Genomic DNA, 14507 nt, shown 5'->3' on the forward strand with positions numbered 1-14507 from the left:
GACATTTAAAGGATTAGTATGTTTAAAAAATCACTCCTTTCATTGGTACTTGCGAGTGCCTTTAGTACTGCACACGCAAGTGCAGAATTCGATCTTAATGATTTAGTGCCAGCAACAAATGCGACTGAAACACAGTCGGTGAATACTAGTGGCGTTAAAGAAGTAGGTGACGTTGTTGTTGCTGAAGACCCTAAAGCGGCTGTGCTTGTTGCTCACCAAAGCTTGATTGAAGAGGAAGGCGATGGCGTCAAAATGATCGCTGTTGGTTCTGGCATCGGTATTCTATCCACAGGCTCAGGGACTTACGAAACGTACCAGAACCGCAACGCGACGCTACTTTCTAAACGTGCAGCGTACATGAAAGCATTCCAAATTGCTAAAAAGCAACTGGTTGAAAACATGGAAGGCATGAGCAATATGTGTGCGACGGCTATTAACGAAACAATGGATGCTATCGATACCGCAACTGAAAGTGTCGCCAATACGACCAGTATGATGAGCGATAATTGTGCGGAGTCTGTTCAGGGCGCGCTAGCAGGTTACGTGACTTTTGATGTCTTTGACGATCCAAGTGAAAATTTAGTCCGTGTTAGCTTAATTTCAACACCGAAAACACGTGAACAAACCAAGCGCAAAGTAGGTGCAATCACACAGACTACTGAGCCGAATATTATCTTCAAACAGATCATTGCAGACCTCCAAACGGGTGTCATGCCACCAGTTGGCGCGAAAGTCATTACCAACGCAGAGACAGGTGAGTCTTTTGTTCTTGGTTTTGGTTCTTCAATCATCCGAGATAACAAAAACAACGCCGTAAAACGCAAACTGTTAAACATGTCTAAGTCTCAGGCTCAGGCCAAAGCGCGTAATGGTTTGATTGCGGTAATGCAAGGTGAGCAAGTCTACTGGGAAGGTGGTTTCACTGAGAATCAGCTTGAGAAAAATGAGCAATTTGAATACGAACCAGACAGCATCAACCCGGCTGATGCGAAAGTGTTGGCAGAAACCCAGCACACTTTCCTTAACAACATCAAGAGCACAGACTCATACAAATCGTTTGCGTCGGGTAAAGTGCCTGCTGGTGTGTCTGTGAAAACCTTCAAGAGCCATGATGGCGATTGGATGCTGGCGGTAGCAGTTTATGCACCTTCTTTGGAAGCTGCGGCAAAACAAGCGGCAGCAGAAAACAAGCAGCGAGTACGTGAAGGTCAAACTGTTGGCTACAATCATAAGATCTCTACGACAGGTGGTTTGACCGATGGTAGTAACAATACTCAAGGCCCATCTGGCCAAGTGAGTAATGCGAATGATCTGTAATAGCAGATTTACGTTAATACTGGTGGGCCTTATCGGCCCGCCAGCTTTTGCTTCTGAGCCACAAGCCTGGTCATTTAACGGCACTGATTATCTCGTTAGCGAGAATGGTACTGAAATTTCGGTAGTGGTATCAAGAGAGCATGCGCTGACAACGAAACAAATCAAATCGCTTTGCCGTAAAGGTTTAGGACTGAGTCTGAGAAAGCAATACGAAGATAAGCTGGTTAACGGTGAATGGATTGATGAGCGCTTCGATACTTGGCCGTTTGCGAACCTGAGTTATGAGTTAACCAATATACAGTTCTCATCGCTGGAGAAAGATCAGGCTTCATGCTCTGCCGTGATTAATGACACCGGTTATAAAACTAATCTTTATACGACGGCGTTGAACTATGTGGTCGCGTATTACGAGACTAAGCAGTTTGGAAAAATAAAGCCAATACTGCCGCTGTTAATGAAAGAGTCGAGCGTGGCGATGGATGCTGCCGGAATAGTCACTTTGTTGTTGGCTCAATCTGATGAGAGCAAAGCGGACCAATACTATCAGCAGTATGTTGATCGATCTCTTATCACTCGAAATGAAGTGAAGACCTGGCTTGCTCAGTGGAAATATGACCAAGGGAACCTTGAAGAAAGTCAGTTTCTTGCTAAGTCCTGCAGCAGTCAGCAATGTGAACGTTTAGCGCTGGATATCGAAAAAACTCTATTTGAGCAGCAAGCGGAAAGCGCAGGGGATCTCTCCTCTTACTTTTGATGAGAAAGATGACGGTAGCAAGAATGATGAAACTAAAATATTGCGCACTGGCAGTAGTGTTGAACCTAGCCGTGACCATGCCAAGTTACGCCAATGACCCGTTTGCGGAACTCGATCAAGAGATAGAGTTGCTTACTGTTGATGATACGGCTGAATTCGAGCGATGGTATGCAGACCACCTCAAAGAGTTCAACCAGTGGCAGCAAGCGTATTTGGCCGATTGGGATAAAAAACAAAAGGCTTCTATTAAAAAATGGGGCGATAGCCAAATCCCATCTAGAGAAACGATCGTCGTTTACGACAAAAAACACGACGCACGGACAGTTGTGGATTTGGAGAAAGGAGAAGTCACGGTAAGTTATTTGCCAAAGAACGAAGACAAGACAAAGAAGAGCCAAGAAGCCGAAGTCGTCAATACCGTGATAGAGAGTAATGCTCACTTGTGGAAAGAGATTGGTGTTCCGAAACCTATTGAGGCCAAACCTAATACGGTAGTTGTAAAAGAGGCGAAAGTTCAGAAAGAAACCTTCGAACAAGTGAAGCGAAAAATTGAAGAGCAGACACAACGCCAAATGAGTCAGTTAGATATGTTTGTCGCTCAAGGATCTTCACAAGGAACAACAGTATTAAATGAGCAGAAAACAGAGAAACTAGTCTCTCGACAAAAAGAGGAGATGAATAAGCAAAAGCAAAAGCGCATCGTAAAGGTGAAGCAAGCACTTGTTCAACAAGAGAAAAAGCTGAAAAAAGCACCGCAAAAAGTGGTGGCTTATACAGTGAAAATCCCTAAGTCGTCTCTCTCAGAGCGTGCAAACAAATATTTACCAGCAATAAAGAAAGAAGCAGGGAAACGTCAGTTATCACCGGCGTTAGTACTTGCGATCATGCATGAAGAATCTCACTTTAACCCGAAAGCAAAATCTTACGTACCTGCGTATGGATTGATGCAGATTGTCCCAACCACAGCAGGGCATGATGTGAATAAACTTTATCGCGGCAAAGACAAGCCGATGCGTGAAAATGATCTTTATGATCCTGCTGTCAATATTGAAACCGGTAGCGCTTATCTGAAAATCTTACAAAGCCGATACTTGAAGGGCATTAAAGACCCTCAAAGTGCAACTTACAGCATCATTGCAGCTTATAACACCGGTTCAGGTAACGTGGCTAAAGCCTTTGGAGAGCGACGTGTTTCTAGAGCAATTAAAAAGATCAACAGCATGAGTTCTGATGAAGTTTATCAGCGACTTATCAAAAATTTACCTTACCAAGAGACTCGCAACTACCTGAAGAAGGTGAACGATAGAATGCAAACTTATCGTGTGCAGTCGAATTCAGTCATTTAAAAGGAACTGGGATGAAATATCATATTCTTACTGCGGCAATCGGCGCATTGGTTTTATCGGGTTGTGCAAGTCAAAGTGCGCAAGTAGAAACGGCAAAAATTGAAACCAGTAATTTTATTGTACCTAAGTGGGTTTTGAACCCGACTTCGGCAAACGGTTTTGCTGCATCAAACTGTGTGGAATCATCAGGCAACTTTTCAATTGACCGCAACCATGCTGTCTCATTAGCGCGAAATACGCTAGCGCAAAACATGGACATTAAAGTCAGTGTGCTGGAGAAAAATTACCAAAAGATTAGCAGCTCAGTAGATGGACAAGCTGCAGGTACGTCTTTTGAACAAATCGCTAAACAGATTTCGAATACTTCAATTCAGAAAAGCCAGGTAGAGCAGATCTCATTAGTTGAGATTGATGGTGAAAAGCAGGTTTGCGCTTTGGTTGTTATGCCTGCTGTTGAATCTGAAAAGCTGTTTAATAGCGCGTTAACCGTGTCATCTGTCGATCCAACCGATAAGGCGTCTCTGTATAAAGAGTTTGTTAGTCAAAAGACCACAAAACAACTAGAAGAGCAGGCAGAAGCGCTTTAATTAGTTTGTGACTTATATAAAAGCGAGCGTGAGACTCGCATTTATAATACGAAATTAACTTAATCATAATTCACAGGGATGTCGTACTATTAACCCCAGTGAGGTTAGTGTTGATAAATATTTATATCCAAAATGTGTGATGGTCACACATTTAATTAAAATAAGAGGTAACAAGTTGTCTATAAATAATAAATATAAAATGTCGGTATTAGCTCTGGCAGTTGGCGCATTATTTGGATGTGGTGGGGGAGACAGCTCTTCAAATAACACCACGACACCAGAAGCATCAAAAGGAGATGTATTAATCTCGACTAAAAAATTAGAGTCCGGTGATAGCAATTGTGCTAATGGTGGTTATAGCATTATTGCTGGTTATGATACGGATGGTAATAATGTCCTTGACTTTGAAGAGCAGGTATCATCGATGTATATCTGTAATGATAGTACTCAAACAACAGATGAAGAAGGGAATGAAATATTCTCTGAAGCGTTAGTTTCTGTGGCTATGATTGCACAGGGTGATAGCGAGTGTGAGCTTGGTGGTCAAAAAATTACGTATGGTACCGACAATAACAACAACGAGATCCTTGATGAAGGTGAAATTGTTGACACGATTACCATGTGTAACACGGGTGATTTTACAGCACCTGAAACTATTATTAACTCATTATCTGCATCATCAGCGGTTGTAGCGCCGGGTTCTTCAGTCACAATTACTGCAACTATTTCTTCCGATGAGAATAGTACAGATATTCTGGAGTGGACAGATCAAGCTGGAAATGTGTTAACTGATACAAGTAATATACTGCAAGTGACAGTGGGCGACACCGAAGGTACTGAGACCTATTACCTTTCTGTGATACGCGAAAATACTGACGGCACACGCACATTACAGAAAAAGCAAATTTCCGTTACTATCGGTCAGGCCTCCGCAGAAACACAAACTATTGCACTTGATACTCAACAGGTGTATTTACCAGAAGGCTATTCCGTTACTCCAGTCACTGGTGATATTTCTGGTACGGTAATTTATGGTGACCCAATTAAGACAGAGACCAATGTTGTTTCTGCTCAGTCCGCGATACCAACACCAGACAATACCGACCTTGTTGGTTTCGTCGCCGAGCGTGGGGCACTGAACCAAGGTGTCGATGCAGGTACTTTGATTGAAGGGATGCTTAGAGCATACAAAACTTCATACTACTCCAGTTCTCTTAGTGTCGTATCTAGCATGATTCTTGAGAACAAAGATGTATCAGCGAGCTACAATATTTCTTTGTTTACCGCTCTAAAGCCAACTGAGTTGCTTGAGAATTTGATGAGTCAAATTGCTGTAAACTCAATTGGTGGTTCAATGGACACGTTGGAGCCTGCTTCAACAGAAGTGGCGAGTAAAAACTATCAGTTTAATATTGTAGTCAGCTACGATGCTGAAAATGACAGCGCTATTTTAACTGCGACGTTGGTTGCGAAAGATAAAGCAGACACATACTCTGATCTTATTGCTAAAACTACGTCAGAAAGCATCAGTGCAGACTTAACTTCAACACTAGAGCTGCAAAACGATACATTTAAAGCAATTGAGCAAACAACATCTAAAGCGGATTTTCTGTTTGTTATCGATAACTCAGGAAGTATGTCTGATGAACAAGATAAAATTAGCTCATTGACAACAAGCTTTATCGACACAATCAAAAATGCTGGATTAGATTTTAAGGTTGGCACTATCACTACAGATACGTCTGAGCTTAGAGGTCTAGGTTTTACTAGCGATGATGAACAAATCGCTTCGGATTTACTGCCTGGTACATGGGGTAGTGCTACTGAAACAGGTATTTACTATGCAGAAGAAGCGCTGACTGAAAATACAGGTAGTCTCGCAACTGCAGGTTATCCGCGTGAAAATGCATCACTTTCGGTCATTATTATGAGTGATGAAGAGAGCCAATATGAAAGAAGAAGCGATTCAACATTTGATGTTGAAGATAATCTATTTATTGACAATGGTTATCGCGTTTATGCAGTGGTTGAGCCAAATGACGCGAGATATAGCCAGTATGATGATTTGGCAAACGCGACAGATGGTACGGTTCTGAACATTGAAGAAATCGAAGAGTACGACAACTTCATGAATACTATCGCTAATAATGCCGGGGCGTTAAGTGCGGGGTATGAATTGACGTTGAGCGATACAAACCAGATCTTGTCGTCTTCGATCGCGGTTACGGTTGAAGGTGTAGAGGTTAATCGTGATACGAGCAATGGCTGGCAATATTATGTTCAGTCCCACTCTATTGTGTTTACTGGCACTGCAATACCTACAGCGGGTAGTGAAATTAAAGTTTCATATCAGTATGTAGCGAACTAAATCGCACTATGAAACTAGGCTAAATAATAAAGCTGAGTGTTCGGGCACTTAGCTTTATTTAGCTTGGTACAAAATAATAACCATAAAAATATGAGTACAAATTGCTTATTATCTGTTTGTACTTTTTTATTTCGCTGCTTGTCTTAATAATAACGTGTTTACCCATACAACGATTCATTTTTCTATCATATTCATAATAAAATCATAATAAAATCATAATAAGGAGTTTATTAAATGCGTTCTATTAAGCTGTTAGGCGCTTTCGCTGCCGTATCTGTACTTGCTGGTTGTGCAACTCACGGAGAAGTTTCTATACCCGTGAAATCAGCAGTAGAAAACCCTCAGTTTGAAAATAAAATTTTCTCTTCAGAAGTATTCTATGCTCAACCAAAGCCGGGCATATTTAGTGGAGGGGAAATGCTAGAGCTTAAACCTATTGAAAATGCAGAGCTTTCTGTCGGTGCAAGTCGAGTGCTTGCTCGGTTTAAGGAACTGTTTGCTCGTCAATTACCACTATCAACCAAAATTAGTTCTGTAGGAGAGGCAGATTTTGATCTGGTAACAGAGTTAACCGCTCATGATAAATCTGGTCCGGCTTATGCGGATTTCGATGCTGCGATAACTTTTGGTAAAGACATTATTACGTTAGGTTTAGGTGCATCAGAGTATACGATTCGTGCTGATTTCGACGTCACCTATAGACTACAGGATAAATCTGGAAAGACAGTTTATGAGAAATCGTTCAAGGTTGAAGATTCGATTGATCATGAAAGAGGTCAGTTTGATAGTTTTGACATTGGTGAAGATCTCGCGGCTAAGCTGTTTGAGAAACATGTTGTTTTAACCATGAATGACTTCTTTACTGAAGCCAGTCAGGTAATGTAATTCATAGACAATAATTTCGGTGGGTTATACTCATCGAAATTATTGATAGGCGGTTATTCCTGCCGAACGTGTTTCCCCTCTTCTTTGCTAGTTTGGGTTCGATAGACTCGTATTTAATCGCTAGCGACTTTTGTAGCGCCAATTTCTTTATATTATTAGTTCCGTATCTTGAAGACATTTAGGTATCTAACAATTGCTAACTGCGCACTGAAAAAGTAGTCGAGCTTATTAGGAGTTGTTACACTCACGGGCTGATAAAAAGGAGTACGCTTTACATGGCCAATGAACTGGACGATTACGACGTAAAAATTCTGCAGTTATTGCAAGATAATGGACGTCTGACAAATCAAGAACTTAGTGAGTTGGTTGGGTTGTCAGCCTCGCAATGTTCCCGCCGTCGCATCACATTAGAAAACAATAATCTCATACTTGGCTATCATGCTCGCTTATCACCAAAAGCGCTAAAGCAGGAAGTGATAGCGATGATAGAGGTGAAACTTCTGAATCACGAAGCTGAGAAAACTCATAACTTCTTGAACTTTATTGATAATGAATCGTGTATTGTTGAAGTCTTTAAAACCACGGGAGATGCGGATTATCTTATAAAGTGCTTGGTCGCCGACCTGAACACGTTAAACGATTTGATCAACCGCATCTTCACAACTCAACTCATTTCCCATATTAAGACTTCCGTCGTGCTTGAGCGTGTAAAAGAGTACGGCACTACCCTCCAATCTTGATAAATGGTTGCACCATAATAGCTCGCCCCCTGCGGGTTTGGTGCAATTAATTTTCAACCTATGCATGAAATCGTCATTTTTGTATTTTTTCTTGCACGATATATTTGTTGTGTTATTAATAATGCACAAATTACGCATGTTGTTGTGCGAGGACAGTGATCAAGGAATAGGTTGATTGCTGGGGTGTAAGTGTTAGTTAAGGGATTAATAAAGTGTCAGAGGCGACAATGACGAACACAGACCATAAGTGGTTTGAAGACGTGTTCGCTCTTTTTATGGGAACAAGCTTAGTATCGTTTGGCGTGTTGTTTTTAAAACAAGTGGGAATGGTAACAGGGGGCACGGCCGGGCTTTCACTGTTCCTCAGCTACAACTTTCAGTTAGAGTTTGGCACCATCTTCTTTCTGGTAAATCTGCCGTTTTACTATTTGGCTATTCGTCGTATGGGGTGGTTATTCTGTCTTAAGACCTTCACAGCAGTTGGTCTGGTTTCATTTATCACCAATATCCAGTCGAACTTTGTTGAGTTAAACAATGTCCACCCCCTCTACGGTGCGATTTTTGGCGGTTTTCTATTTGGTACCGGATTTATCATCTTATTCCGTCATAAAGCCAGCCTGGGTGGTTTTAATATTCTCGCGTTATACCTTCAGGACAAAATTGGTTTACGCGCAGGTTGGTTCTTAATGGGCGTAGACATCACGATTATGTTAGTGTCTCTATCCGTTGTCGGCTACGTCGAACTGGCCTTATCAATACTCTGCGGTGTCATATTGAACTTCATCATAGGTTTAAATCACCGTGCAGACCGTTATCAAGTTAATAATTAACAAGGAGAATTTCAGTGCTTAATCATGTAACAGCCTATGCCGGAGACCCAATTTTGTCTCTGATGGAACAATTTATGGCGGATGAACGTTCTGAAAAAGTGAATTTAAGTATCGGCCTGTACTACGATGAAAATGGTAAAATTCCAACGCTTCCATCTGTTGCTGCATCTCAGCAGCAGCTAGCGAAAGAAGAAAGTCAGCCTTGTATTTACCTGCCAATGGAAGGTTTAGCACCTTACCGTGCAGCGGTTCAAGAGTTAGTGTTTGGTGAAAACCATCCGGCTTTGGAAGAGAAAAGAGTGGCAACGATTCAATCGCTCGGTGGTTCAGGCGCGCTGATGATCGGTGCGGATTTCCTAAAGCATTATTTCCCGAATTCGAAAGTATGGGTCAGTAACCCAACTTGGGAAAACCACCATGCAATTTTTGCTGGCGCAGGATTTGAAGTAGGTACTTACCCGTACTTTAACCCTGAAACGAAAATGCTCGATTTCGATGGCATGGTCTCAACGCTAAAAACGCTACCAGAAGAGAGTATTGTGCTACTTCACCCATGCTGTCATAACCCGACAGGCGTTGATCTTACCAACGATCAGTGGGACAAAGTGATCGAAGTGGTTAAAACACAAAAACTGATCCCATTCTTTGATATGGCTTACCAAGGCTATGGCGAAGGGATTGCTGAAGACGCTTACGTTATTCGCCAAATCTCGCTAGAAAAAGACGTAGTAAGCTTCGTAAGTAACTCATTCTCGAAAACGTTCTCTCTTTATGGTGAGCGTGCTGGTGGGCTGTCTGTGGTATGTGGTAATGACGAAGAAGCATCTCGCGTTCTTGGTCAGTTAAAAGCAACCGTTCGTCGTAACTATTCAAGTCCGGCGAAACATGGTGCTGTTGTGGTTTCGAACGTACTGAATACCGATGAATTAAAAGCCCAGTGGTTTGGCGAAGTTGACGGCATGCGCAGCCGTATTCTGACAATGCGTGAAACCTTGCACGAACAGCTAAAAGCGTTACGTCCTGAAAAAGACTTCAGCTTTCTAATCAAGCAAAAAGGCATGTTTAGTTACACGGGCTTTTCGCAAGAGACGGTTGAAAAGCTTCGTGAAGACCATGGCATCTATCTGATTAACAGTGGCCGTATGTGTTTAGCTGGTCTTAACGAGCAAAATGTTGGACGAGTAGCTAAAGCATTCTCTGCTGTTTAATCTGGCGTTAAGCCAAGCTTTATAATCCAAACCCTAGTGTTCGTGCTAGGGTTTTTAGATTTTAGATGAGTAGGTTGAGCCCGGATCGGGTATTAATTTGCTCCCCAGCGTCTTACTGCTCGTCGATAGTTGCTGACATCGAAAAAGTTCATTTTGTGTGCGATCTGGACATCATCCAGCTTGTGAACCTCTTGCAGGTAAAGGGCGTTCTGACGATTAATATCGTTAAGAAGTGAACGATAAGTACTACTGTGACTTTTGAGTCGCCTTTTCAGGGTCGCAGGGCTTACATTCATCATTTCAGACAGATCATTGAGAGACGGAACCTGCAGCTGATCTTGTCGAAGTTGATCACGGATGAAACTCAGCAAGCCACAAGGTCGTAGGGGTGTTGTTTGTTGAGCGACTTTGTACAGGGTTGAAGAGCAATCCGATAAGGTTAATTCCAGACATTCTTTGGGAAGGAAGAGTGAAACCATGGATTGTTTAAATTCCACTTTGCCCCAGTAAACATCGTACTGCTCCTGCCAGCATGGTGCACTCCAGTCTACTTTTACAGACCAGGGGAGCTTTTGATCCGCTCGCCAATTGGAGGCAGAAATAATGGATGTGAACACATACTCAATTAACCACCGACGGTAGGCGATGCGAGCCCCGAAACTCAATGAACTGGCTTCACCAAAAGGGTCTTCTTCAAATAAGTAGAGTCCCGTTTCATCCATCCGTTCCCGGAGTTTGAGTAGTGGAAAGTAAATCTCAGAATAAGTCACGAAATTCCCAATCAATTCTCTGACCGTTGCAGCATGGACGATAAGATGACTCGACTCTGAAAATGCGCCGGGAATGAGCTGTTGTCCAGACAGAAAACTCATCTCCGGAAACTGCTCCAGTTTAGCCACATTATGAACCAGGCGAGCAAGTTGGGCGGGGCTCACCATTAAATCACGCTCAATCAAGTCTTGGTAAAATATGCCTGTATTTCGTAGCGCGTAGTGCATATTGACCCCTCTGTTACTGAGCAGATCAAGTAACAAAGCGATGTGGTGTCTTGCAGGCACTACTTTATCATTCCGCTCAGCCCATTTTGGTACAAGAGCATGATTTCCTTTCACGCTGATACCTTTAGGTGCTTTGTACTTGATTAAAGGGTTTCATCGAGTCATTAATCAGTTTCTGAGCTGACTGTGGTGTATGCGCATGCTTCTGGCTTTGGGTCAGGCTGAATTGCCACTCAAGTTCAACGAAATCACCTGAATCCAGGTAGAAGACAAAGCGATTCAGTAACCCTGCTAAATGCTGAGCGAATTGTGAAGCCTCACTTTCACTACAATTTTCCATCAGAATCACGTAACGGTGTGCAGCGCAATGACACACTAAGTCATGACTTCGGGCCGTGATAAATAACAGTTCTGAAATTGAGATCGTTAACCTGCTTACTTCACTAAGCGATAAGGAGTGAATGAGTTGGCGCTCATTAACTAAATGAATCGATAGTAGAAAAGTGGGCTCGTTATGCGTGGCGATCTGCTTCGTACGGGTTAGTGCCTGATACAGATGGTGAACATCAGGAAGGCGATAATGCTCCGCATGAATGGGCGTACTTGGATTCAGTTTACGTCGTTGAGAAATATAATTGTTGATGACCAAAAGCTCTTTGCGCCATTGCCAGAAAGCATACGTTACTATGCCTAAGCCAATCAGCATGCACTCCATTAAGTTACCGACAATCGTATAAGACTCAAGCCTGATAAATTCGTCGATGAAATCTTGAGACAGGGACAGCAAAATACAGATAAAGCCAAACGAAAAATAGTTGGTAATCTTTCCCGGAGTTCGGGTTGAGAGGATTACGAGCACCCACAACAGCACCATGATGGTCGAAGAGCCTTCGCCGATAATGTCGAGCCAGTCTAACTGAGATTGCGGTTTTACATACCCATTGAGGTAGTTAAAAGCGAAAAGAGCAGTGAGCAAGATGACCAATATCACTAGCCAAATTCGGTGGCAGCGGAGTCCGTAAAAGATATCGAAGAGTCGGTAATTGAATTGGGTAATTAAGTTTTTTATTTTCATTAGAGAGTGTGCAAGGTCAGTAAAATACGCTTTTTAAGCGTGCAGATTGATAAAAGTCCAAAAAGCTCAGGTGATCTATCTTCCCATAACAATGTGACAAATTATTGATAGGAGCGGTAAGACAATACGTAGTGTTATTCTTAGTCCGAAAAGCTCATTAGTTCTGGTTTGTTTGTGTAACTTATTGATATTGAATTATAATTTAATTTTTTGTCATAAATCTTTCACGCGTTCCACCTAGATTCTCTCCTGACTTAAATACATGGAGAGAAAAATGCGTCGTTCAATACTGAGTTCACTCATCGTTGCTGCACTGCTTAGTGGCTGTGACTTGGAAGATACCGAAACCGTTTATGTCGAAGCTGAGAGTGCTGGTGCAATTGAAGCTGAGTTGCTAACAACATCTGCGACCGCTAATACCAGTTACGACGACATTGGTGATTCAGCATACTGGATTAATAGTAACAACCGTGAAAACAGCCTATTGTTTGTCACGTTGGAAGGTGATGGACTCGCTGTCTATAACCCATCGGGTACAGAGGTAGAAAAGTTAGAAGGGCTGGAGATCACTGGGGCGGATATCCGATACGATATCAGTGATGATAACGGTGAATCGGTCGATTTGCTTGCGCTGGCATTACCGGATGGCAACAGTTTTGGCTTTTATTCGATTGGTTACGATGATGGCGTAGTTCTAGATGAGATCGGTACCCTTTCGACAGAGTATTCTGCCGAGGGAGTTTGTCTGCATAAAAATACCACCAATGGCGAACTATTGCTCACGGGCATTACTGAAGACGGTGTGGCACTGCAGTACAAATTAAAGTACGAGAATGGCGAGATCAAAAGTGTTCTGACCGATGATAATGGCGTGCCTATCACAGTGCGTGAGCTCGATGTAGGTGGTGAGTTAAGTGCGTGTATTGTCGATGATGAAACCGCGACCTTGTACGTTGCCGAACAGGATGTTGGCGTTTGGGCTTATGGATCGGATCCTGAAGATATTAACTCTCGACGTATGGTCGATGGTATTGAGCCTCTGGGTAACCTGCAAGAAATAGAAGCTTTAGACCTTCTGTACATGTCTGATGGTAATGGTTATCTGGTTATAGGTGATGAAGGCAAAGGAATGATGCTGTATCGCCGTGATGACTGGCAACTTGCTGCCAATATCCATCTAGACGGCGTAGCTGAGATTAAATCGCTTAGCATTGCAGATGATGGCCTTTGGGTAGCGAATTCAGAAGCCGATGAGCCGGTTTACGAGAAGCTAAGCTATGAAACGCTTAATCAAGCAAGTTCGATGGGCGATACTCAAATCTCTCAGGTACTGAGCCCAGAAAACCTAAGCTCGACGGGTATTGCATTGGTTAAAGTAGTCAGTGAAACCGATCCTGTGGACGATGATGGCGATGCGGCGGACGACCCTGCGTTTTGGCTCAATCAAAGCGCGCCGGAAAACAGCCTAATTATTGCGACCAATAAGCAGGGTGGTTTAATGGCTTACGATCTGAATGGTGCAGAACTTCAATATCTCAATGAAGGGGAGCCAAACAATGTCGATATTATCCAGTCTGTGACGGATACAAATGGTGACAGCTTTGCGTTAGCAGCGGCGAGTAATCGTGAATTTAATACCATCGCGCTGTACAAAATCCAAGAAGCGACGGAGAGCCAGAATCCGATTGTTCCGCTAGATGCAGTAGGTGAGAATACGCATCAAGAGGTGGCGCAGCTAAAATCTGAACATAACGAAGTATATGGTTTGTGTACTTATCAGTCTTCAGACGGTACGCCATATGTCTTTATTAACGGCAAGAGCGGGGACATTGAACAGTGGCGTCTGACAGTTCAGGAAGCTGGCATTGAAGGCAGTATCGTTCGACGACTCAAAGTCGATAGCCAACCAGAAGGCTGTGTTGTCGATGCGACAACGGCAACCTTATATGTAGGAGAGGAAGATGTTGGTGTGTGGAAGTTCTCTGCCGATGAATCTGCATCTACCGATGGTGAAATGATCATTGAAGTGGATGGAAAGCAGCTTGTTGCTGACGCAGAAGGCATCACTATCTACAACAACGGCATAGTGAACTATTTGATTGTGTCGAGCCAGGGCAATCACACTTACGCGGTATACAGTATTGATGAAGCTTATCAATACGCGGGTAGTTTCGCGCTGGTGGCAGATGACGAGAATGGTTTGGATGGAGCTAGCGAGACGGATGGGATTCACGCCGTTTCAAGCCCGGTAGGTGATCAATTCCCGAATGGATTTTTCATTGCTCAGGATGGCTTCAACGTTAATGCTGATTATGAGTATGAAAATCAGAACTTCAAGATTGCAGACTGGAATGATATCGACGCCGCGTTTGCTGAATAATTTTCCAAAAATCTAACTA

At 42.8% G+C, this 14507-nt stretch carries 12 protein-coding genes; 10 read left to right on the forward strand and 2 right to left on the reverse strand.

The features are described 5' to 3' along the window. Nucleotides 1-18: 18 nt before the first annotated feature. From RXX31_RS00055 to RXX31_RS00095, 9 genes are all read left to right on the forward strand, one after another. The gene (locus RXX31_RS00055) at nucleotides 19-1317 is read left to right on the forward strand and encodes a hypothetical protein (protein WP_317587064.1); all 1299 of its coding nucleotides are present in this window, start codon (nucleotides 19-21) and stop codon (nucleotides 1315-1317) included. Beyond that, a complete protein-coding gene (locus RXX31_RS00060) occupies nucleotides 1307-2071 on the forward strand; it encodes a hypothetical protein (RefSeq protein ID WP_317587065.1) in 765 nt (254 codons plus the stop codon). The genes RXX31_RS00055 and RXX31_RS00060 overlap by 11 nt, the downstream gene beginning before the upstream one ends. 23 nt (nucleotides 2072-2094) lie before the next feature. After that, complete coding sequence (locus RXX31_RS00065; protein WP_317587066.1) at nucleotides 2095-3417, forward strand: transglycosylase SLT domain-containing protein; 1323 nt, start codon at nucleotides 2095-2097, stop codon at nucleotides 3415-3417. 11 nt (nucleotides 3418-3428) lie between these two features. After that, on the forward strand, nucleotides 3429-4004 hold the full coding sequence (locus RXX31_RS00070) for a hypothetical protein (protein ID WP_317587067.1): 576 nt from the start codon (nucleotides 3429-3431) through the stop codon (nucleotides 4002-4004). 199 nt (nucleotides 4005-4203) lie between these two features. Beyond that, nucleotides 4204-6372, forward strand: coding sequence for a VWA domain-containing protein (locus RXX31_RS00075; RefSeq protein ID WP_317587068.1), 2169 nt, complete (start codon nucleotides 4204-4206; stop codon nucleotides 6370-6372). 234 nt (nucleotides 6373-6606) lie between these two features. Further along, the gene (locus RXX31_RS00080; protein ID WP_317587069.1) at nucleotides 6607-7257 is read left to right on the forward strand and encodes a hypothetical protein; all 651 of its coding nucleotides are present in this window, start codon (nucleotides 6607-6609) and stop codon (nucleotides 7255-7257) included. A gap of 275 nt (nucleotides 7258-7532) precedes the next feature. Further along, nucleotides 7533-7997: an Lrp/AsnC family transcriptional regulator gene (locus RXX31_RS00085; protein ID WP_317587070.1), complete on the forward strand. Its 465-nt coding sequence runs from the start codon at nucleotides 7533-7535 to the stop codon at nucleotides 7995-7997. Between the two features lie 227 nt (nucleotides 7998-8224). Continuing rightward, complete coding sequence (locus tag RXX31_RS00090) at nucleotides 8225-8827, forward strand: YitT family protein (protein ID WP_317587071.1); 603 nt, start codon at nucleotides 8225-8227, stop codon at nucleotides 8825-8827. 14 nt (nucleotides 8828-8841) lie between these two features. After that, nucleotides 8842-10035 (forward strand): amino acid aminotransferase, encoded by a 1194-nt coding sequence (locus RXX31_RS00095; RefSeq protein WP_317587072.1) that lies wholly within the window; start codon nucleotides 8842-8844, stop codon nucleotides 10033-10035. 92 nt (nucleotides 10036-10127) lie between these two features. Here the strand turns inward: RXX31_RS00095 and RXX31_RS00100 are convergent, their stop codons facing one another. Both RXX31_RS00100 and RXX31_RS00105 read right to left on the reverse strand, forming a co-directional pair. Next, nucleotides 10128-11147 (reverse strand): AraC family transcriptional regulator ligand-binding domain-containing protein, encoded by a 1020-nt coding sequence (locus RXX31_RS00100; protein ID WP_317587073.1) that lies wholly within the window; start codon nucleotides 11145-11147, stop codon nucleotides 10128-10130. A 10-nt stretch (nucleotides 11148-11157) separates the two neighbouring features. After that, nucleotides 11158-12108 (reverse strand): hypothetical protein, encoded by a 951-nt coding sequence (locus RXX31_RS00105; RefSeq protein ID WP_317587074.1) that lies wholly within the window; start codon nucleotides 12106-12108, stop codon nucleotides 11158-11160. Between the two features lie 274 nt (nucleotides 12109-12382). Here RXX31_RS00105 and RXX31_RS00110 point away from each other — a divergent pair, with 274 nt between their 5' ends. Beyond that, a complete protein-coding gene (locus RXX31_RS00110) occupies nucleotides 12383-14488 on the forward strand; it encodes a phytase (protein ID WP_317587075.1) in 2106 nt (701 codons plus the stop codon). Nucleotides 14489-14507 lie beyond the last annotated feature (19 nt).

This window comes from Vibrio sp. EA2 (genome assembly GCF_033042495.1).
Lineage (GTDB): Bacteria > Pseudomonadota > Gammaproteobacteria > Enterobacterales > Vibrionaceae > Vibrio.